The organism is Mesorhizobium sp. BR1-1-6 (assembly GCF_020165355.1).
Lineage (GTDB): Bacteria > Pseudomonadota > Alphaproteobacteria > Rhizobiales > Rhizobiaceae > Mesorhizobium.
In genome coordinates, this window is record NZ_JAIUHZ010000029.1 from 38,716 (window position 1) to 56,824 (window position 18,109).

At 62.6% G+C, this 18,109-nt stretch carries 29 protein-coding genes and 1 pseudogene; all 30 read right to left on the reverse strand.

Annotated features, from left to right (window positions below; translation table 11 throughout):
* Positions 1-224: 224 nt before the first annotated feature.
* Entirely contained in the window at positions 225-1,532 is a 1,308-nt protein-coding gene (locus LB545_RS29615; protein WP_140557280.1) for a replication-associated recombination protein A, read from the reverse strand.
* 45 nt (positions 1,533-1,577) lie between these two features.
* A complete protein-coding gene (locus LB545_RS29620; RefSeq protein WP_224706214.1) occupies positions 1,578-3,068 on the reverse strand; it encodes a DegQ family serine endoprotease in 1,491 nt (496 codons plus the stop codon).
* Between the two features lie 161 nt (positions 3,069-3,229).
* Positions 3,230-3,661, reverse strand: coding sequence for a 50S ribosomal protein L17 (gene rplQ / locus LB545_RS29625; RefSeq protein ID WP_140664504.1), 432 nt, complete (start codon positions 3,659-3,661; stop codon positions 3,230-3,232).
* A gap of 104 nt (positions 3,662-3,765) precedes the next feature.
* Positions 3,766-4,776 carry a DNA-directed RNA polymerase subunit alpha gene (locus LB545_RS29630; protein ID WP_023682599.1) on the reverse strand — a complete coding sequence of 337 codons (1,011 nt, stop codon included), beginning with the start codon at positions 4,774-4,776 and terminating at the stop codon, positions 3,766-3,768.
* A 101-nt stretch (positions 4,777-4,877) separates the two neighbouring features.
* Positions 4,878-5,267 (reverse strand): 30S ribosomal protein S11, encoded by a 390-nt coding sequence (gene rpsK / locus LB545_RS29635; RefSeq protein WP_006205444.1) that lies wholly within the window; start codon positions 5,265-5,267, stop codon positions 4,878-4,880.
* Between the two features lie 156 nt (positions 5,268-5,423).
* Entirely contained in the window at positions 5,424-5,792 is a 369-nt protein-coding gene (gene rpsM, locus LB545_RS29640) for a 30S ribosomal protein S13 (RefSeq protein ID WP_006205445.1), read from the reverse strand.
* A 191-nt stretch (positions 5,793-5,983) separates the two neighbouring features.
* On the reverse strand, positions 5,984-6,592 hold the full coding sequence (locus tag LB545_RS29645; RefSeq protein WP_140501277.1) for an adenylate kinase: 609 nt from the start codon (positions 6,590-6,592) through the stop codon (positions 5,984-5,986).
* Positions 6,589-7,929, reverse strand: coding sequence for a preprotein translocase subunit SecY (gene secY / locus LB545_RS29650; protein ID WP_140501275.1), 1,341 nt, complete (start codon positions 7,927-7,929; stop codon positions 6,589-6,591). The genes LB545_RS29645 and secY overlap by 4 nt, the downstream gene beginning before the upstream one ends.
* Before the next feature lie 190 nt (positions 7,930-8,119).
* On the reverse strand, positions 8,120-8,593 hold the full coding sequence (gene rplO / locus LB545_RS29655; protein ID WP_140501273.1) for a 50S ribosomal protein L15: 474 nt from the start codon (positions 8,591-8,593) through the stop codon (positions 8,120-8,122).
* A 22-nt stretch (positions 8,594-8,615) separates the two neighbouring features.
* Complete coding sequence (gene rpmD / locus LB545_RS29660; RefSeq protein WP_006205449.1) at positions 8,616-8,813, reverse strand: 50S ribosomal protein L30; 198 nt, start codon at positions 8,811-8,813, stop codon at positions 8,616-8,618.
* Positions 8,814-8,837: 24 nt separating this feature from the next.
* Positions 8,838-9,401: a 30S ribosomal protein S5 gene (rpsE, locus tag LB545_RS29665; protein WP_006333394.1), complete on the reverse strand. Its 564-nt coding sequence runs from the start codon at positions 9,399-9,401 to the stop codon at positions 8,838-8,840.
* 147 nt (positions 9,402-9,548) lie between these two features.
* Positions 9,549-9,908, reverse strand: a complete 360-nt coding sequence (gene rplR, locus LB545_RS29670) for a 50S ribosomal protein L18 (protein WP_140501271.1) — start codon at positions 9,906-9,908, stop codon at positions 9,549-9,551.
* A gap of 139 nt (positions 9,909-10,047) precedes the next feature.
* Positions 10,048-10,581 carry a 50S ribosomal protein L6 gene (gene rplF, locus LB545_RS29675; protein ID WP_140501269.1) on the reverse strand — a complete coding sequence of 178 codons (534 nt, stop codon included), beginning with the start codon at positions 10,579-10,581 and terminating at the stop codon, positions 10,048-10,050.
* 93 nt (positions 10,582-10,674) lie between these two features.
* Positions 10,675-11,073 carry a 30S ribosomal protein S8 gene (gene rpsH, locus LB545_RS29680; RefSeq protein ID WP_006205453.1) on the reverse strand — a complete coding sequence of 133 codons (399 nt, stop codon included), beginning with the start codon at positions 11,071-11,073 and terminating at the stop codon, positions 10,675-10,677.
* A 12-nt stretch (positions 11,074-11,085) separates the two neighbouring features.
* The gene (rpsN, locus tag LB545_RS29685) at positions 11,086-11,391 is read right to left on the reverse strand and encodes a 30S ribosomal protein S14 (RefSeq protein WP_013895695.1); all 306 of its coding nucleotides are present in this window, start codon (positions 11,389-11,391) and stop codon (positions 11,086-11,088) included.
* Between the two features lie 27 nt (positions 11,392-11,418).
* Positions 11,419-11,997 (reverse strand): 50S ribosomal protein L5, encoded by a 579-nt coding sequence (rplE, locus tag LB545_RS29690; RefSeq protein WP_140501265.1) that lies wholly within the window; start codon positions 11,995-11,997, stop codon positions 11,419-11,421.
* The gene (gene rplX / locus LB545_RS29695) at positions 11,990-12,304 is read right to left on the reverse strand and encodes a 50S ribosomal protein L24 (protein WP_006205456.1); all 315 of its coding nucleotides are present in this window, start codon (positions 12,302-12,304) and stop codon (positions 11,990-11,992) included. Before rplX ends, rplE begins: the two co-directional genes overlap by 8 nt.
* A 12-nt stretch (positions 12,305-12,316) precedes the next feature.
* Positions 12,317-12,685: a 50S ribosomal protein L14 gene (rplN, locus tag LB545_RS29700; RefSeq protein ID WP_006205457.1), complete on the reverse strand. Its 369-nt coding sequence runs from the start codon at positions 12,683-12,685 to the stop codon at positions 12,317-12,319.
* 85 nt (positions 12,686-12,770) lie between these two features.
* Positions 12,771-13,010, reverse strand: a complete 240-nt coding sequence (rpsQ, locus tag LB545_RS29705; RefSeq protein ID WP_010909280.1) for a 30S ribosomal protein S17 — start codon at positions 13,008-13,010, stop codon at positions 12,771-12,773.
* Between the two features lie 11 nt (positions 13,011-13,021).
* Positions 13,022-13,222: a 50S ribosomal protein L29 gene (rpmC, locus tag LB545_RS29710; RefSeq protein WP_006205459.1), complete on the reverse strand. Its 201-nt coding sequence runs from the start codon at positions 13,220-13,222 to the stop codon at positions 13,022-13,024.
* Between the two features lie 13 nt (positions 13,223-13,235).
* Positions 13,236-13,649 carry a 50S ribosomal protein L16 gene (rplP, locus tag LB545_RS29715; protein WP_027026963.1) on the reverse strand — a complete coding sequence of 138 codons (414 nt, stop codon included), beginning with the start codon at positions 13,647-13,649 and terminating at the stop codon, positions 13,236-13,238.
* 27 nt (positions 13,650-13,676) lie between these two features.
* Positions 13,677-14,405 carry a 30S ribosomal protein S3 gene (rpsC, locus tag LB545_RS29720; protein ID WP_140501263.1) on the reverse strand — a complete coding sequence of 243 codons (729 nt, stop codon included), beginning with the start codon at positions 14,403-14,405 and terminating at the stop codon, positions 13,677-13,679.
* Positions 14,405-14,794, reverse strand: a complete 390-nt coding sequence (rplV, locus tag LB545_RS29725; RefSeq protein ID WP_006205462.1) for a 50S ribosomal protein L22 — start codon at positions 14,792-14,794, stop codon at positions 14,405-14,407. The genes rpsC and rplV overlap by 1 nt, the downstream gene beginning before the upstream one ends.
* 2 nt (positions 14,795-14,796) lie before the next feature.
* Positions 14,797-15,075: a 30S ribosomal protein S19 gene (gene rpsS / locus LB545_RS29730; protein WP_006205463.1), complete on the reverse strand. Its 279-nt coding sequence runs from the start codon at positions 15,073-15,075 to the stop codon at positions 14,797-14,799.
* 16 nt (positions 15,076-15,091) lie between these two features.
* The gene (rplB, locus tag LB545_RS29735; RefSeq protein ID WP_140501261.1) at positions 15,092-15,925 is read right to left on the reverse strand and encodes a 50S ribosomal protein L2; all 834 of its coding nucleotides are present in this window, start codon (positions 15,923-15,925) and stop codon (positions 15,092-15,094) included.
* Positions 15,926-15,947: 22 nt separating this feature from the next.
* Positions 15,948-16,241 carry a 50S ribosomal protein L23 gene (locus LB545_RS29740; protein ID WP_006205465.1) on the reverse strand — a complete coding sequence of 98 codons (294 nt, stop codon included), beginning with the start codon at positions 16,239-16,241 and terminating at the stop codon, positions 15,948-15,950.
* On the reverse strand, positions 16,238-16,858 hold the full coding sequence (rplD, locus tag LB545_RS29745) for a 50S ribosomal protein L4 (protein ID WP_140501259.1): 621 nt from the start codon (positions 16,856-16,858) through the stop codon (positions 16,238-16,240). Before rplD ends, LB545_RS29740 begins: the two co-directional genes overlap by 4 nt.
* Positions 16,858-17,586: a 50S ribosomal protein L3 gene (rplC, locus tag LB545_RS29750; protein WP_140501257.1), complete on the reverse strand. Its 729-nt coding sequence runs from the start codon at positions 17,584-17,586 to the stop codon at positions 16,858-16,860. The genes rplD and rplC overlap by 1 nt, the downstream gene beginning before the upstream one ends.
* A gap of 61 nt (positions 17,587-17,647) precedes the next feature.
* Positions 17,648-17,956 (reverse strand): 30S ribosomal protein S10, encoded by a 309-nt coding sequence (gene rpsJ, locus LB545_RS29755; protein WP_006205468.1) that lies wholly within the window; start codon positions 17,954-17,956, stop codon positions 17,648-17,650.
* A gap of 66 nt (positions 17,957-18,022) precedes the next feature.
* A pseudogene (locus LB545_RS29760) lies at positions 18,023-18,109 on the reverse strand (elongation factor Tu); the annotation flags it as partial.

Genomic DNA, 18,109 nt, shown 5'->3' on the forward strand with positions numbered 1-18,109 from the left:
GGCCACGGCATCGTGGCCCGGCTGACTGCCTTGCCGAGACCTCGAACTGTCGCGGGGTCAGGATGTCGACCGTTACCTGCTCTTCCTCCGGCCGGCTCGGAAGCTGCGGCATTGGCATCGATATAATCGTGGCCGCGAGCAGCGCGTGCAGAAGAACCGACGTGGAAATACCCCAGGTGAAGCCTCGTTTCGGACCGCAACCGCCACCGGCCGTCGCAAGCCTGCTATTCCCGCTCTTTGCGCAGCTTTGCCCAGTAGTCGAGCCGTTTCCTGATATCGCGCTCGAAACCGCGTTCGGGTGGGTCGTAGAAGGTCTGGCGGCCCATCTTTTCCGGAAAATAGTCCTGGCCGGAAAACGCGTCCGGTTCGTCATGATCATAGCGGTAGCCGGCACCGTAATCTTCGTCCTTCATCAACTTTGTCGGCGCGTTGAGGATGTGCTTGGGCGGCAGCAGCGAGCCGTGCTCCTTGGCGGCACGCGTGGCGGCTTTGAAGGCGGTGTAGACCGCGTTGGATTTGGGCGCCGTAGCGAGATAGACGGTGGCCTCGGCGAAGGCGAGTTCGCCCTCGGGCGAACCCAGATAATCGTAGGCGTCCTTGGCCGCATTGGCGACAACCAATGCCTGGGGATCCGCCAGCCCGATGTCCTCCATCGCCATGCGCACCAGCCGCCGGCCGAGATAGAGCGGATCCTCGCCGGCGTCGAACATGCGCGCGAGATAGTAGAGCGCGGCGTCGGGATCAGAACCGCGCACGGATTTGTGCAGCGCCGAGATCAAATTGTAGTGACCGTCCTGGCCCTTATCGTAGATCGGCGCCCGACGCTGGATGATGCGCTGCAAGCCTTCGGGGCCGAACACTTCGCCTGGTTTGGCGGCGCGCCACACTTCTTCCGCCAGCGTCAGGGAGGCCCGGCCATCGCCGTCGCTCATGCGGATGAGCATCGCCCGCGCCTCATCATCGAGCGGCAGCGCCCTGCCCTCCGTCTCCTCGGCCCTGGCCAGAAGCTTTGCTATGCTTTCCTCGCCAAGGGAATGGAAGACCAGCACGCGCGCACGCGACAGCAGAGCTGCATTGAGTTCGAAGGACGGATTTTCGGTGGTGGCGCCGACGAGTACGACGGTGCCGTCTTCCATGACCGGCAGGAAACCATCCTGCTGGGCGCGGTTGAAGCGGTGGATCTCGTCGACGAACAGCAGGGTCTGGCGGCCATTGGCGCGGCGCAGCTTGGCCGCCTCGAACACTTTCTTCAGGTCGGCTACGCCGGAGAAAACCGCCGAAATCTGCTCGAAGGCAAGGCTGGTTTCACCGGCAAGCAGGCGCGCCACCGTGGTCTTGCCGGTGCCGGGCGGCCCCCAGAAAATCATGGAGCCGAGCGAACCGGAATTAATCAGCCGGGTCAGCGCACCATCGGGGCCGGTCAGATGCTCCTGGCCGACGACCTCGCCAAGGTTTTTCGGGCGCAGCCTGTCTGCCAGCGGCCGGCCTGGCGGCGCCTTTTCCGGTTCATCGACACTGAACAGATCGGCCATGCACTTCTTTTTGGGTTTGGAGCGCGATCTCTTCAGCGATCGAGCTCAGTAACGCAACACCTGGCGCAGTATCTGCCCGCCGCGCTCGACGGTAAAGCGCCACCAGCGCGTATCCTGCTGGGAAGCCTGCGCCAGCGTCGCCGCCGTATCGATTGTCGTGCCGTTGACCTCGCGCACGATGTCGCCCGGCTGGAAGCCGAAATCGGCGGCCGGCGAATCGCGATTGATGTCGACCACGGTGACGCCCTTGATGTCGGTGCGCAGGCCGAGCTTCTGAGCCAGCCGCGGCGATAATTCCGCAACCTTGGCGCCCGAGAAGGGGCTGCGGCCATGCAGCGTCACCTCCGAGGGTTTTGCACCCTCGGGCGCGCGTTCCAGCGCGATGTCCATCGCCGCCTGCTGGCCTTTGGTCAGCACCGCGAAATTGGCCTTTGTACCGATCGACAGCGTCGCCATGCGATAGTCCAGTGCCTCGATGCTCTCGACCGGCCTGCCGTTGATCTGCAGGACGACATCGCCAGGCTTCAATCCGGCCTTGCCGGCCGGTCCGGACGCGTCAACGGACGAGACCAGCGCGCCGGCAGGCTTTTCCATGCCGAGCGATTCAGCGATCTGCGGCGTCACCGCTTCGAACTCGGCCCCGATGTAAGGCCGCTCGAAGAAATCGAGACCGGCCTTGGCGGCATCGGCGAAAGCGCGCACCATATTGGCAGGAATGGCAAAGCCGATGCCGATCGAGCCGCCGCTGCGGCTGAAGATGGCGGTGTTGATGCCGACCAGCTGGCCGCCCATGTTGATCAGCGCGCCGCCGGAATTGCCGGGATTGATGGCAGCGTCCGTCTGGATGAAATAACCCGAATCCGAAACGCCTATATGGCTGCGGGCAAGTGCGGAAACGATGCCGCTCGTGGTGGTCTGCCCGACACCGAAAGGATTGCCGATGGCCAGCACCAGGTCACCGACTTCGAGCGCATCGGAATCGCCGATGGCGATGACCGGGAATGGCTTGTCGGATTCGATCTTGAGCACGGCAAGATCGAGCGTCTCGTCCTTGAGCATCACCTTGCTGGTGAATTCGCGCCCGTCGGCGGTCGCGACCTTCACCTCGTCGGCATTCTTGATGACGTGGAAATTGGTGACGATGACGCCGCTCGGATCGACAAGCACGCCCGAGCCCAGGGAGGACTGCGCGCGCGGCTGCGCGCGACCGAAGAATTCTTCGAAGAACGGATCGCCTTCGAAGGGCGAAACGACCTTGGCCGTTTGCGAGGCATAGACATTGACCACGGCCGGCGTCGTCTGCTTGACCAATGGCGCGAACGACAACTGCACCTCCTCACGGCCGAACGGCACGCGCTTGTCGGGGCCCGAGGTGGCGTTTTCGCCCTCGACGCCGTGCAGCAGGTCGGTGAGCACGTCGGAGAGGCCCGGATCGGCTTTGGGGGCATCCTCGGCCAATGCCTGCCGGACTGTCGGCGTGGTTGCGAACGCCATAAAGGCGCAGAGCAGAACCAGGGACAGTCTTTTAGCGCGCATTGCGAATCCTCCGTGCGAGTTGGGGCGCATTGTCCCGACGAATGTGCAAAATGAAAGGCTAAGGCGATTAAATCGAATTATTTTGACGCAGGAGCAGCCGAGGCGGCCAGAATATGAAAAAGGGGCCCGCAGGCCCCTTAAATCATTTGAAAAGCGAAGCCTTAAGCGGCTGCGGCTTCCGCATCGGTGCCTTCGGCTTCGAGGCGGGCGCGGTCGCCGGCGCCCTTGGCCTCCGTGTCGCGGTCTACGAATTCGATGACCGCCATCGCGGCATTGTCACCGTGGCGGAAGCCCGCCTTCATGATGCGCAGATAGCCGCCGTTGCGGGTGGCGTAGCGCGGCGCGATGGTGTCGAACAGGCGCTTGACGACGCCTTCATTGCCGATCTGCGCGATCACCTGGCGGCGGGCGTGCAGGTCGCCGCGCTTGCCGAGCGTCACCAGCTTCTCGACGATCGGACGCAGGTCCTTCGCCTTGGGCAAGGTGGTGACGATCTGCTCGTGTTCGAGCAGCGACACGGCGAGGTTGGCGAACATTGACTTGCGGTGGCTTACGCTGCGGGCGAAGCGACGGCCTTTAAAACCGTGGCGCATGGCTCTTCTCCTTCTTCAGTTGTTCAAGAGGCCACGGCCTCTGATGGTTTTCCGCATGACCGTCGGATCGAGCGGCTCACGCCGCCGATCCTTGGAATTCATGCTCAATATTGGTCTTCGTAACGCTTGGCGAGGTCTTCGATGTTTTCCGGCGGCCAGTCCGGCACTTCCATGCCGAGGTGCAGGCCCATCGCCGCCAGGACTTCCTTGATCTCGTTCAGCGACTTGCGGCCGAAGTTCGGGGTGCGCAGCATCTCGGCTTCGGTCTTCTGGATGAGATCGCCGATGTAGACGATGTTGTCGTTCTTAAGGCAGTTGGCCGAACGCACCGAAAGCTCAAGTTCGTCGACCTTCTTGAGCAGCGCCGGGTTGAAGGCGAGCTCGGTGACGGCTTCGGTGGCGACTTCCTTCTGCGGCTCGTCGAAATTGACGAACAGGCCAAGCTGGTCCTGCAGGATACGGGCGGCGAAAGCCACCGCGTCCTCGCCCGAGATCGAACCGTCGGTCTCAATGGTCATGGTCAGCTTGTCGTAGTCGAGGACCTGGCCCTCACGGGTGTTCTCGACCTTGTAGGAGACCTTCTTGACCGGCGAATAGAGGCTGTCGACCGGGATCAGGCCGATCGGCGCATCCTCGGCGCGGTTGCGGTCGGCCGGCACGTAACCCTTGCCGGTATCGACAGTGAATTCCATACGGATTTCAGCGCCCTCGTCCAGCGTGCAGATGACGTGATCCGGATTGAGGATCTCGACGTCGCCCACCGTCTGGATGTCGCCGGCGAGAACCGCACCCGGGCCCTGCTTGCGCACAACCATGCGCTTGGGGCCGTCGCCTTCCATGCGGATGGCGATTTCCTTGATGTTGAGGACGATGTCGGTCACGTCCTCGCGCACGCCGGCGATGGACGAGAATTCATGCAGGACGCCGTCGATCTGTACGGCGGTGACTGCCGCGCCGCGCAGCGAGGACAGAAGCACGCGACGCAACGCGTTGCCGAGCGTGAGGCCGAAGCCGCGTTCGAGCGGCTCGGCCACCAGCGTGGTCAGCGTCTTCTTCTTCGACGAGAACTCGATCTTGTTCGGCTTGATCAGTTCCTGCCAATTTTTCTGGATCATGATGCTTTCCTTCCGTTGACCCGCCACCATCCAATCGTGGCGGGCGACCTGGAAAACCGCGGAGGAACGCTTCTGGCGTTCACGCGGCGTTCGGTAATTCCTTAAACGCGACGCTTCTTGCGCGGACGGCAGCCATTGTGCGGGATCGGGGTCACATCACGGATCGAGGTGATGGTGAAGCCAGCCGCCTGCAGGGCGCGCAGCGCCGATTCACGGCCGGAGCCGGGTCCGCAGACCTCGACCTCGAGCATGCGCATGCCGTGTTCCTGGGCCTTCTTGGCAACATCCTCGGCAGCCATCTGGGCGGCGAAGGGGGTCGACTTGCGCGAACCCTTGAAGCCCTGGGCGCCGGCCGACGACCAGGCGATCGAATTGCCCTGTGCGTCAGTGATGGTGATCATGGTGTTGTTGAAGGTCGAATTGACGTGGGCAACGCCCGACGAGATGTTCTTGCGTTCGCGACGGCGAACACGAGCGGCTTCCTTGGCCATGGTATTCCTTTCAGTTGATCTCTACACCGCCGTAATGCCAGCGGCTCCACCTTGGTAAGGGAGTGGGGAATAGGGCAGTAAGGGAGTAGGGAAAGTGCGACCCGATTGCCGGGCATTCCCTACTGCCTTACTCCCCTACTCCCTTACTGCCCTAAATTACTTCTTCTTGCCGGCGATCGACTTGGCCGGGCCCTTGCGGGTGCGTGCATTGGTGTGCGTCCGCTGGCCGCGAACCGGCAGCGAGCGACGGTGACGCAGGCCGCGGTAGCAGCCGAGGTCCATGAGCCGCTTGATGTTCATCGACACTTCGCGGCGCAGGTCGCCCTCGACCTGATAGTCGCGGTCGATCGTCTCGCGGATCTGCAGCACTTCCGCGTCGGTCAGCTGGTTGACGCGGCGCTCGGCCGGGATGCCGACCTTGTCGACGATTTCCTGGGCGAACTTCTTGCCGATGCCGTGAATGTACTGAAGCGCGATGACAACGCGCTTGTTGGTCGGAATGTTGACGCCGGCTATACGAGCCATGTTCTTCTCATCTCCATATGGGCCGGACGAGCCGGCGCTGTCTGCGTTGCCCCGCGTCCGGTGGAGGCCGGCCCTTGCGGGAGTTTCCTGGTCAAAAACGGCTGCCCCGCCCTTGCGGGCAAGCAAACTCCATGCCTGACAGGAAGACGGGCCGCCATACCCCAGCGGACCGCTTCAGTCAAGCACAATCGCTATTTGGCCGAGGCGGCCTCTTTCACCGTCGCCGCGAGCACGGCTTCGATCTCCGACGTCACGGCATCGATACCAGCCATGCCGTCCACGCTCTTCAGCCGGCGCTTGGCATAATAATAGCCGATCAGCGGAGCGGTCTTCTTGTAATATTCCCGCAGGCGCTCCTCGAACACCGCCGGATTGTCGTCCTTGCGCACCGGCTGACCGGCTGCCTTGGCCTCATCGGCGCGCTTGACGATGCGGCCGACCAGCGCCTTGTCATCGACGACAAGCTCGATGACGGTGTCGAGCGCGATGCCACGTTCGTCAAGCATCGATTCAACCGCATCAGCCTGCACCAGCGTACGCGGGTAGCCGTCGAGGATGAAACCATTGGCGCAATCGGGCTGGTCAATGCGCTCGGCCACGATGGCGTTGACGATGGCATCCGAGACCAACTCGCCGGCATCCATGACCGCCTTGGCGCGCTTGCCGACTTCGGTACCGGCCTGGACCGCGGCGCGCAGCATGTCGCCCGTGGAAAGCTGGGGGATGCCGTGTCTCTCTACCAGTCTTTGTGCTTGTGTCCCCTTGCCCGCTCCTGGCGGCCCAAGCAAAATCAACCTCATCTGGCTTTCTTCCCCCCGCGCAGCTTCGACTTCTTGATCAGGCCTTCATATTGGTGCGCGATCAGGTGGCCCTGAATCTGCGCAACCGTGTCGAGCGTGACACTGACCACGATCAGAAGCGATGTGCCACCAAGGTAGAATGGTACGCCAGTCGCCGAGATCAGGAACTCCGGCAGCAGACAGACCAGCACCAGATAGATGGCACCGACGACAGTGATGCGGGTAAGAACGTAGTCGATATAGTCGGCGGTGCGCTCGCCCGGACGGTAGCCGGGGATGAAGCCGGAGTGCTTCTTGAGCTGGTCGGCGGTGTCCTTCGGGTTAAAGACGATCGCGGTGTAGAAGAAGGCGAAGAACACGATCATCGCCGCGTAGAATAACATATAGAGCGGCTGGCCATGGCCGAGCGAGGCCAGGATGGTGCTGGCCCAGGCCGGCATGTTCGTCGTCTGCGAGAAGCCGGCGACGGTGGCCGGCAGCAACAGCAGCGACGAGGCGAAGATCGGCGGGATGACGCCCGACGTGTTGAGCTTGAGCGGCAGGTGGGAAGTGTCGCCCTGGAACATGCGATTGCCGACCTGACGCTTCGGATACTGGATCAGCAGACGCCGCTGGGCGCGCTCGAAGAAGACGATGAGCGCGATGACGACGATGGCCAGCACGATGATCGCCAGGATCAGGCCGGTCGACAGCGCTCCGGTGCGGCCGAGTTCCAGCGTGCCGGAAATGGCATGCGGCAGGCCGGCGACGATGCCGGAGAAGATGATCAGCGAAATGCCGTTGCCGATGCCGCGCGCGGTGATCTGCTCGCCGAGCCACATCAGGAACATGGTGCCGCCGACCAGCGTGACGACGGTCGAGATGCGGAAGAACATGCCGGGATCGCTGACGATGCCGTTGCCGCCTTCAAGCCCGACCGAAATACCATAGGCCTGCACCAGCGCCAGGAGCACCGTGCCGTAGCGCGTGTACTGGTTGATGACCTTGCGGCCCTGCTCGCCTTCCTTCTTCAGCGCTTCCAGCGACGGGATGACCGAGGTCATCAGCTGCATGATGATGGAAGCGGAAATGTAAGGCATGATGCCGAGCGCGAAGATCGCCATGCGTTGCACAGCGCCGCCGGCGAACATGTTGAACATGCCCAGCACGCCCTTGCTCTGCGAAGAGAAGGCCTGCGCGAAGGCATCGGGATTGATGCCGGGAAGCGGGATGTAGGTGCCGAGGCGGTAGACGAGCAGCGCGCCGACGGTGAACCAGATTCGTTTCTTCAGGTCCTCCGCTTTGGCGAAGGCTGAGAAATTCAGATTCGAGGCTAGTTGTTCAGCAGCCGAAGCCATGCCCGATTCTCCGCTTGGTCACGCTTGATGGCCCTAAGGTCAGGCGGCGCGTGTCACCGAAGCTCACGAGATAAGCTCCGGACTGTAAACATGCAAGCGGCCGCGTTGACGCGGCCGCCATATTGAACAGGTCGAAGCGTGATCGAAAGCAAAACCGGATCGGCCTTGCCGACCGCGCTTCAAATTGCTGTTACTCGGCGGCCGCCTCTTGCGGCAGCTTGACCGAACCGCCGGCCTTTTCGATCTTCTCGATCGCGGCCTTGGAGGCCCCGGCGACGTCAAAGGCGAGCTTCGCCTTGAGATCGCCGTCCGACAGCACGCGAACGCCGTCCTTCACGCGACGGATGACGCCGGCGGCTACCAGCGCCTCGGCCGTCACGGTCGCCTTCGCATCGAGCTTCTTGGCGTCTACAGCGGCCTGGATACGGGCCAGCGAGACGACGGTGAAGCTCTTGGCGAAGATATTGTTGAAGCCACGCTTCGGCAGGCGCCGATAGAGCGGCATCTGGCCACCCTCGAAGCCGTTGACGGCGACGCCGGAGCGCGCCTTCTGGCCCTTGACGCCGCGACCGGCAGTCTTGCCGGAACCGGAGCCGATGCCGCGGCCGAGACGCTTCTTCGAATGCGTCGCGCCGTCCTTGTCACGCAGATCGTTGAGTTTCATCTTGCTTCTCCTGCGCCTGTGCTCAGCCCTCGTCCACGACGCGGACGAGATGCTGGACGGCAGCGATCATGCCGCGCACGGAAGGCGTATCTTCCAGCGTGCGCTGCTTGTGCATCTTGTTGAGGCCGAGGCCGACCAGCGTCGCGCGCTGTTCCTTCGGGCGGCGGATCGGCGAACCGATCTGCTCAACGGTGATGGTCTTGGTTGCTTTCTTGGCCATGGTCAAAATCCCTGGTCAGATCGACTATTCTTCAGCCGCGACGGCGGTGCCGCGGCGGGCCTGAAGGGTCGAATACTTGATGCCGCGCGCGGCAGCCACATCCTTGGGATGCATCTGGCTCTTCAGCGCGTCGAAAGTGGCGCGAACCATGTTGTAAGGGTTCGACGAACCCATCGACTTGGCGACCACGTCATGCATGCCGAGCGTCTCGAAGACGGCACGCATCGGGCCGCCGGCGATGATGCCGGTACCTTGCTTGGCGGCGCGCAGGAGAACACGGCCGGCGCCCCAGCGTCCCTCGACATCGTGGTGCAGCGTGCGGCCCGAGCGCAGCGGCACGAAGATCATGTCGCGCTTGGCCGATTCGGTTGCCTTGCGGATGGCTTCCGGCACTTCGCGCGCCTTGCCGTGACCGAAGCCGACGCGGCCCTTCTGGTCGCCGACGACGACGAGTGCTGCAAAACCGAAGCGGCGGCCGCCCTTGACGACCTTGGCGACACGGTTGATGTGGACGAGCTTGTCGACCATGCCGTCATCGCGTTCTTCACGATCGCGGCCGCGGCCGCCATCCCTACGTTCCTGTGCCATATCCTGTTCCTTGTTCTTTTCCGGAAGCACGGGTTGCTGAATGCCGACGCCTCATTGCGGGTCGCCGACGGTGAAAATCATCACTCCCTTGCATGATCCGTTTCGAAAAGTCTGCAACTTTCTGCCGACTTTCGGTCCGGATCAGGCTTAGAAGCTCAAGCCGCCTTCACGAGCCGCCTCGGCCAGCGCCTTGACGCGGCCGTGATAGATGTACGGGCCGCGGTCGAAGACGACTTCCTTGACTCCCGCCTTGGCGGCACGCTCGGCGATCAGCTTGCCGATCGCGGCAGCGGCAGCGGTATCGGCACCGGTCTTAAGCGAACCCTTGAGGTCCTTCTCGAGGGTCGAGGCGGCAGCGATGGTGTGGCCCTTGGCGTCGTCGATGACCTGGACGTAGATGTTCTTCGACGTGCGGTGAACCGACAGGCGCGGACGCTCGCCGGCGACCTTCTTGATCTGGCGGCGGACGCGCTGCGCGCGGCGCTGAGTGGCTTCCTTGGTACCCATGATGGTCTTCCTTGCCTTCAGAAAACGGGGGCCGCCCTGTGCGGTAGGCGAAAGCGCCTCCCGCGACCGCTCCCCGCGGCGTTACACTTCCTGGCTTGGCCCCTTCCGAAAAGTCTGCACCTTCCCGGGGCCAAACCCACTACTTCTTCTTGCCTTCCTTGCGGACGATCTTCTCGCCTGCATAGCGGACGCCCTTGCCCTTGTAGGGCTCGGGACCACGGTATTCGCGGATTTCCGCGGCCACCTGGCCGACCTGCTGCTTGTCGATACCGGCAACGGTGATTTCGGTCGGCTTCGGCACGGTGATGGTGATGCCTTGCGGCGTCTCGTAGACGACGTCGTGGCTGAAGCCGAGCGCCAGCTGCAGGTTCTTGCCCTGCAAGGCCGCGCGATAGCCGACGCCGGTGATCTCGAGCTTCTTCTCGAAGCCGTCCTTGACGCCCTGCAGGATGTTGACGATCTGCGTGCGCGACATGCCCCACTTGGAGCGGGCGGTCTTGGACTGGTCGCGCGGCTCGACAGCGATCTCGCTGCCTTCCATCTTGACCAGCACTTCGTCGTTGACCACGAACTTCAGCTCGCCCTTGGGGCCCTTCGCCGTCACGGTCTGGCCGTTGACGGTCGCGGTCACGCCCTGCGGCAGCGAAACGGGTTTCTTTCCAATACGAGACATTTTGTTGTCCTCGTCACTTCTCTTGTTTCAGGTCTCTGTCTTCGGGACGATCCGAAGACCGGATTCCATTTTTTTCGGGATCACGCTGCCGGATCAGAAGATCTGGCAGAGGATCTCGCCACCGACGTTCTGTTCGCGCGCTTCGTGGTCGGCCATCACGCCCTTCGGCGTCGAAAGGATGGCGATACCGAGGCCGTTGGCGACATGCGGGATCGACTTGGCCGAAACGTAAACGCGGCGGCCCGGCTTCGAGACGCGGGCGATTTCGCGCACCACCGGCGCTCCGTCGAAATACTTCAGCTCAATCTCGATTTCGGACTTGCCGTTGTCGAAATCGGTCTGGCTGTAGTCGCGGATATAGCCTTCAGCCTTCAGCACGTCGAGGACGCGGGTGCGCAGACGCGAGGCCGGCGTCGACACGCTCGACTTCTTGCGGCCATAGGCGTTGCGGATGCGGGTCAGCATATCGCCGAGAGGATCGCTCAATGACATATTATGTCCTCCTTACCAGCTCGACTTGACCAGGCCCGGGATCTGGCCGTTATTGCCGAGATCACGAAGCGCGATGCGCGATACTTTGAGCTTGCGATAATAGGCACGCGGGCGGCCGGTGACTTCGCAGCGGTTGCGGATGCGGATCTTGGCCGAGTTGCGCGGCATGGCGGCAAGCTTGAGCTGAGCGCGGAAGCGCTCTTCCATCGGCTTGGACTGGTCCATGATGATCGCCTTCAGGGCAGCGCGCTTGGGACCGTACTGGTCGGCAAGCTTGCGGCGCCTGTTGTTCTTCTCGACTGAGCTGGTCTTTGCCATTTCAGATTTTTCCTTTTCTCGCTGCCGTTACTGGCGGAAGGGGAAGTTGAAGGCCTTGAGCAGTGCCCTGGCTTCGTCGTCCGTCTTCGCAGTCGTACAAACGATGACGTCCATGCCCCAGATCTGATCAACCTTGTCGTAGTTGATCTCCGGGAACACGATGTGTTCCTTGATGCCCATGGCGTAGTTGCCACGACCATCGAAGCTCTTCGGATTCAGTCCGCGGAAGTCGCGGACACGCGGCAGCGCGATGTTCACGAGGCGGTCGAGGAACTCGTACATGCGCTCCTTGCGCAGCGTGACCTTGGCGCCGATCGGCATCTTCTCGCGGACCTTGAAGCCCGCGATCGAATTGCGGGCGCGGGTGACGACGGCCTTCTGGCCGGCGATCATCGCCAGATCCTCGGCCGCGATCGAAGGCTTCTTCGAATCGCCGGTCGCTTCGCCAACGCCCATGTTCAGCACGATCTTGTCGATGCGCGGAACCTGCATCTCGTTGTCGTAGCCGAACTGCTCCTGCAAGGCCTTGCGGATGGTATCGTTGTAGACCTGCTTGAGGCGCGGCGTGTTCTGGGCAGTCGCCTGCTTGGTTTGAGCCTTAGCCATTGATGACTTCTCCCGAGCGCTTGGCGACGCGCACCTTCTTGCCGTCCTTCTGGAAGATGAAGCCGACGCGGGTCGGCTTGCCATCCTTGGGGTCGGCCAGCGCGATGTTCGACAGCTGGATCGGCGCTTCCTTGGTGATGATCCCGCCCTCTTGGGACTGGGACTGCTTCTGGTGACGACGAATCATGTTGACGCCGCGCACCAGCGCGGTGTCGTCCTTCGGCTGAACCGACAGGACTTCGCCCGAACGGCCCTTGTCCTTGCCAGCCAGCACGACGACCTTGTCGCCTTTTCTAATCTTCTGCATTGGTCCGGCTCCTTACAGCACTTCAGGCGCGAGCGAGATGATCTTCATGTGGTTCTTGGCGCGGAGTTCGCGCGGAACCGGTCCGAAGATACGCGTGCCGATCGGCTCTTTCTTGTTGTCGACGAGAACGGCCGCGTTCTTGTCGAAACGGATCACGCTGCCGTCCGGGCGGCGGATGTCCTTGGCCGTGCGAACCACGACCGCCTTCATCACATCGCCCTTCTTCACGCGGCCGCGCGGGATGGCTTCCTTGATCGACACCACGATGATGTCGCCTACGGAAGCGTATTTCCGCTTCGAGCCGCCCAGCACCTTGATGCACATGACACGACGGGCGCCGGAATTATCCGCGACGTCGAGGTTTGTTTGCATCTGAATCATGACTGGCCGCCTTCTTCTTTTCTAACGGGACGGGTTCTTCACCCCTCCCCGGTCTGTCCAAAATTCGTTTGTTTACGCCCAGAGATCAGGCTTGGTCCGAAGACACGACAATCCAGCGCTTGTCCTTGGAAATCGGCTTCGATTCCTGGATGAACACCTGATCGCCAACCTTGTGGGCGTTGTTCTCGTCGTGCGCCTTGTACTTCTTGGTCATGCGCACGGTCTTCTTCATCACGGGATGCGTGAAGCGCCGTTCGACCTTGACGACAACCGTCTTCTCGTTCTTGTCGCTGACGACGGTGCCCTGCAGAATGCGCTTTGGCATGGTTTTCGTCCTTAAGCCTTCTTAGCCGCGGACTTTTCCGCAGCGATGGTCTTGATACGCGCAATGTCCTTGCGGACCTGCCTCACGCGCGCGGTCTTTTCGAGCTGGCCGGTCGCCTTCTGGAAGCGCAGGTTGAACTGCTCCTTCTTCAGGCTGGCCAGGTCGTCGGTCAGCTGGTCCTGGGTCTTGGTCCGGATGTCTTCGGCTTTCATGATCAGCCCGTCCTTATTCTGCGATGCGCTGTACGAAGCGCGTCCTGACCGAGAGCTTGGCCGCGCCGAGACGCAGTGCCTCACGGGCGGTTTCTTCGTTGACGCCGTCGATCTCGAACATGATCCGGCCGGGCTTGACGCGCGCCGCCCAGTAGTCGACCGCGCCCTTGCCCTTGCCCATGCGGACTTCGGTCGGCTTCGAGGTGACCGGCAGATCCGGGAAAATACGGATCCAGACACGGCCGGCGCGCTTCATCTCGCGGGTGATCGCGCGGCGGGCCGCTTCGATCTCGCGCGCGGTGACGCGGTTCGGCTCAAGCGCCTTCAGCCCGAAACCACCGAAATCCAGGTTGGTGCCGCCCTTGGCGGTACCGTGGATGCGGCCCTTGAACTGCTTGCGGAACTTTGTGCGCTTTGGCTGCAGCATCGTTCTAACTCCAAATTCCTAAATGTCTCAGGCGTTTTCGCGACGACGACCGCGTTCGCGATCACCACCACCACCGCCATGCGCATGATCGCCCTCGGTCGCGCGGCGCTCCGAAGCCATCGGGTCGTGCTCGAGGATCTCGCCCTTGAACACCCACACCTTGACGCCGCAGATGCCGTACGCCGTATTCGCCTCGGCCGTGCCGTAGTCGACATCGGCACGCAGCGTGTGCAGCGGCACGCGGCCTTCACGGTACCATTCCATGCGCGCGATTTCAGCGCCGCCGAGACGGCCCGAGCAGTTGATGCGGATGCCTTCGGCACCGAGGCGCATCGCCGACTGCACGGCACGCTTCATGGCGCGGCGGAACGCGATGCGGCGCTCGAGCTGCTGGGCGATCGACTGGGCGACCAGGGTCGCGTCGATTTCCGGCTTGCGCACTTCGACGATGTTGAGGTGCGTCTCGGACTTGGTCATCTCCATCAGCTTCTTGCGAAGCTTCTCGATGTCGGCGCCCTTCTTGCCGATGATCAGACCCGGGCGCGCGGCATGGATGGTGACGCGGCACTTCTTGTGCGGACGCTCGATCACGACCTTCGAGATGGCAGCCTGCTTGAGCTCCTTCTCGAGGTACTTGCGGATCTTGATGTCCTCATGCAGCAGCTTGCCGTACTCGCCGGTGTTCGCGAACCAGCGCGAATCCCAGGTGCGGTTGATGCCGAGGCGAAGACCGATCGGATTGACTTTCTGGCCCATTATGCGGCCTCCCCTTTTTCTTCGACTTCACGAACGACGATCGTGAGGTGCGAGAACGGCTTCTCGATACGGCTGGCGCGACCACGGCCCCGGGCATGGAACCGCTTCATGACGATCGACTTGCCGACATAGGCTTCCGCCACGATCAGCGCATCGACGTCGAGGTCGTGGTTGTTTTCCGCGTTGGCGATCGCCGATTCCAGCGTCTTCTTGACCGTGCCGGAAATCCGCTTGGCCGAGAATTCCAGGTCGGAAAGCGCTGTCGCGACCTTCTTGCCGCGGATCAGCGCGGCAACCAGGTTCAGCTTCTGCGGGCTGATACGGATCGTGCGCAGTACGGCGCGCGCTTCGTTGTCAGCAAGCCTGCGCGGAGCTTTGGCCTTGCCCATGATTATTTCCTCTTCGCCTTCTTATCCGCGCCGTGACCGTAATAGGTCCGCGTCGGAGCGAATTCACCGAACTTGTGACCGACCATGTCCTCGTTCACCGAGACGGGAACATGCTTCTGGCCGTTGTAGACACCGAAGGTGAAGCCGACGAACTGCGGCAGGATGGTGGAGCGACGGCTCCACATCTTGATCACCTCATTGCGACCACCTTCACGAACCTTGTCCACCTTCTTGAGAAGGTAGCCGTCGATGAAGGGGCCTTTCCAAATAGAACGAGTCACTTGGCGTTACCTCTTCTTAGCTCTTGCGCTGATGGCGCGAGCGCAGGATGAACTTGTCGGTCGCCTTGTTGGACCGCGTCTTCTTGCCCTTGGTCGGCTTGCCCCACGGCGAGACCGGATGGCGGCCACCGGAGGTGCGGCCTTCACCACCGCCATGCGGGTGGTCGACCGGGTTCATGGTCACGCCGCGATTGTGCGGGCGCTTGCCACGCCAAACCGTGCGGCCGGCCTTGCCGTCGTTGATGTTGCCGTGGTCCGGGTTGGACACGGCACCGACGGTAGCCATGCAGGAGCCGTGAACGACACGCTGCTCGCCCGAGTTGAGGCGCAGGATCGCCATGCCCTGGTCGCGGCCGACGAGCTGGGCGTAACCGCCAGCCGAACGGGCGACCTGGGCGCCCTTGCCCGGCTTCAGCTCGATGTTGTGGACGATCGTGCCGACCGGCATCGAGGCCAGCGGCATCGCATTGCCCGGCTTCACGTCGACCGCTTCGCCAGCCACGATCTTGTCGCCTGCGGCAAGGCGCTGCGGAGCGATGATGTAGGACAGCTCGCCATCGTCATACTTGATCAGCGCGATGAAGGCGGTGCGGTTCGGATCGTATTCAATGCGCTCGACCGTGCCGACGACGTCGAACTTGCGGCGCTTGAAATCGATGATGCGGTACGAACGCTTGTGACCGCCGCCGATGAAGCGTGCAGTGATGCGGCCGTAATTGTTACGGCCGCCCGACTTGGTCAGGCCCTCGGTCAGACCCTTGACGGGCTTGCCCTTGTAGAGGCCCGAGCGGTCGACGATGACTAGCTGACGGGTGCTCGGCGTTATCGGGTTGAATTTTTTAAGTGCCATTGTCCTGTCCTCGCGGCCTTGCTCAGAGACCCGTCGCGACGTCGATCGACTGGCCGTCGGCCAGCGTCACTACCGCCTTCTTGACGTCGCTCTGGCGGCCGATCGTGCCGCGGAAGCGCTTGATCTTGCCCTTGCGGACAAGCGTGTTCACGGCCATCACCTTGACGCCGAACAGCGCTTCGACGGCGGCCTTGATTTCCGGCTTCGACGCCTTCTTGGCGACGTTGAAGACGACCTGGTTCTGCTCGGAAGCCATGGTCGACTTTTCGGTGATCGCCGGGCTGACGATTACGTCGTAGTGACGAAGGTCGGTCATTTAAAGCGCTCCTCGAGAGCCTCGACGGCGGCCTTCGAAAGGACCAGCGTGCCGCGGCGCAGAATGTCGTAGACGTTGATGCCCTGGATGGGCAGCACGTCGATGTTCGGGATGTTGGTCGCGGCCAGCTTGAAGTTCCGGTCGAGCTCGGCGCCACCAATCACCAGGGCGTTCGTCAGGCCCAGCGTCGCGAAATTCGCGATCAGCGCCTTGGTCTTTGCCTCGGTCAGCTTCAGCTCGTCGATGACGATGATCGACGCGCTCTTGGCCTTGGCCGAGAGAGCATGCTTGAGGCCGAGCGCGCGGACCTTCTTCGGCAGCTCGTGCTCGTGGCTGCGAACGACCGGGCCGTGAGCCTTGCCGCCGCCGCGGAACTGCGGAGCGCGTGCCGAATGGTGACGGGCGCGGCCCGTACCCTTCTGTTTGTACATCTTGGCGCCGGTGCGCGCGATCTCGGCGCGGCCCTTGGCCTTGTGCGTGCCCTGCTGCTTCTTGGCGAGCTGCCAGCGCACGACGCGCTGCAAAATGTCCTCGCGCGGATCAAGGCCGAAAATCTCCTCGGAGAGTTTCACCTTGCCGGCGTCCTTGCCGCCCAGCGTTGTGATCTTGAGATCCATTATTCCGCTCCCTCTGTGGCCGGAGCCTCATTCTTCGTGCCCATACCGGCAGCAACTGGGCGGATCGCGGCGGGCTTCGGCGCATTGGCCGGAAGCGCCACCTTGGCGGCGTCGCGAACCAGGATCCACGCACCCTTCGACCCGGGAACCGCGCCGCGGATCAGGATCAGGCCGCGGTCGGCATCGGTCGAGACGATCTCGACGTTCTGCGTGGTGACGCGCGTGTCGCCCATGTGGCCGGCCATCTTCTTGCCCTTGAACACCTTGCCGGGGTCCTGGCGCTGGCCGGTCGAGCCGTGCGTGCGGTGCGAGACCGAGTTACCGTGGGTCGCGCGGCCACCACCCATGTGGTGGCGCTTGATGACGCCCTGGAAACCCTTGCCGATCGTCGTGCCGGTGACGTCGACCTTCTGGCCGGCGACGAAATGCTCGACGGTGATCTCGGCGCCGACATCGATCATGTTGTCGGCGGAGACGCGGAACTCGGCAAGTTTGGCCTTCGGCTCGACGGAAGCGGTCGCGAAATGGCCGCGCATCGCCTTCGACGTGTTCTTCACCTTGGCAAGGCCAACGCCGAGCTGAACGGCGGTGTAGCCATTCTTCTCCTGCGTGCGCTGCGCCACGACCTGGCAGTTCTCCATCTGGAGAACGGTGACGGGAACATGTTCCCCGGCATCGTTGTAGATGCGGGTCATTCCCACCTTCTTTGCAATCACACCTGAACGCATCGGTTCAATTCCTTTAGAGTTCCGGGCCAGGGGCACCGCCCCTTACCGCGCTCTCATTCCCTTAGAGCTTGATCTCGACGTCGACACCGGCGGCCAGATCGAGCTTCATCAAAGCATCGACGGTCTGCGGGGTCGGATCGACGATATCGAGCAGACGCTTGTGCGTGCGCATCTCGAACTGCTCGCGGCTCTTCTTGTCGACGTGAGGCGACCGGTTGACCGTGAACTTTTCGATCCGCGTCGGCAGCGGAATGGGGCCGCGGACGTTGGCACCGGTGCGCTTGGCCGTCGACACGATTTCGCGCGTCGAGGCGTCGAGCACCCGGTGATCAAACGCCTTCAGGCGGATGCGGATATTCTGTCCGTTCATGCGTCACTTCCTTGTTCTGGCGCGGCGCGGGCACCCGCGCCCGCGACAGATCGGTTTAAGTCCAAATTACTCTTTGATGGTGACGACGATGCCGGCACCGACGGTGCGGCCGCCTTCACGGATGGCGAAGCGCAGCTTCTCTTCCATGGCGAT